The organism is Pseudomonas sp. WSY_20 (genome assembly GCF_043104335.1).
Lineage (GTDB): Bacteria > Pseudomonadota > Gammaproteobacteria > Pseudomonadales > Pseudomonadaceae > Aquipseudomonas > Aquipseudomonas parafulva_B.
Map to the genome: position 1 here is coordinate 1 of NZ_JBICKP010000028.1, position 1,339 is coordinate 1,339.

Genomic DNA, 1,339 nt, shown 5'->3' on the forward strand with positions numbered 1-1,339 from the left:
CCAAGAAAAGCTCCTAAGCTTCAGATAACTGGGAACCGTACCCCAAACCGACACAGGTGGTTAGGTAGAGAATACCAAGGCGCTTGAGAGAACTCGGGTGAAGGAACTAGGCAAAATGGCACCGTAACTTCGGGAGAAGGTGCGCCGGCGAAGGTGAAGGGCTTGCCCCGTAAGCTTTTGCTGGTCGAAGATACCAGGCCGCTGCGACTGTTTATTAAAAACACAGCACTCTGCAAACACGAAAGTGGACGTATAGGGTGTGACGCCTGCCCGGTGCCGGAAGGTTAATTGATGGGGTTAGCGCAAGCGAAGCTCTTGATCGAAGCCCCGGTAAACGGCGGCCGTAACTATAACGGTCCTAAGGTAGCGAAATTCCTTGTCGGGTAAGTTCCGACCTGCACGAATGGCGTAACGATGGCGGCGCTGTCTCCACCCGAGACTCAGTGAAATTGAAATCGCTGTGAAGATGCAGTGTATCCGCGGCTAGACGGAAAGACCCCGTGAACCTTTACTATAGCTTTGCACTGGACTTTGAATTTGCTTGTGTAGGATAGGTGGGAGGCTTTGAAGTGGGGACGCCAGTTCTCATGGAGCCATCCTTGAAATACCACCCTGGCAACTTTGAGGTTCTAACTCAGGTCCGTTATCCGGATCGAGGACAGTGTATGGTGGGTAGTTTGACTGGGGCGGTCTCCTCCCAAAGAGTAACGGAGGAGTACGAAGGTGCGCTCAGACCGGTCGGAAATCGGTCGTAGAGTATAAAGGCAAAAGCGCGCTTGACTGCGAGACACACACGTCGAGCAGGTACGAAAGTAGGTCTTAGTGATCCGGTGGTTCTGTATGGAAGGGCCATCGCTCAACGGATAAAAGGTACTCCGGGGATAACAGGCTGATACCGCCCAAGAGTTCATATCGACGGCGGTGTTTGGCACCTCGATGTCGGCTCATCACATCCTGGGGCTGAAGCCGGTCCCAAGGGTATGGCTGTTCGCCATTTAAAGTGGTACGCGAGCTGGGTTTAGAACGTCGTGAGACAGTTCGGTCCCTATCTGCCGTGGACGTTTGAGATTTGAGAGGGGCTGCTCCTAGTACGAGAGGACCGGAGTGGACGAACCTCTGGTGTTCCGGTTGTCACGCCAGTGGCATTGCCGGGTAGCTATGTTCGGAAGAGATAACCGCTGAAAGCATCTAAGCGGGAAACTTGCCTCAAGATGAGATCTCACTGGGATCTTGAATCCCCTAAAGGGCCGTCGAAGACTACGACGTTGATAGGTTGGGTGTGTAAGCGCTGTGAGGCGTTGAGCTAACCAATACTAATTGCCCGTGAGGCTTGACCATA

At 53.2% G+C, this 1,339-nt stretch carries 1 rRNA gene; it reads left to right on the forward strand.

The annotated features are described in order from the left end of the window. Positions 1-1,338: ribosomal RNA gene (locus ACF8E5_RS08500) — 23S ribosomal RNA — on the forward strand; the annotation flags it as partial. Position 1,339: the final 1 nt, after the last annotated feature.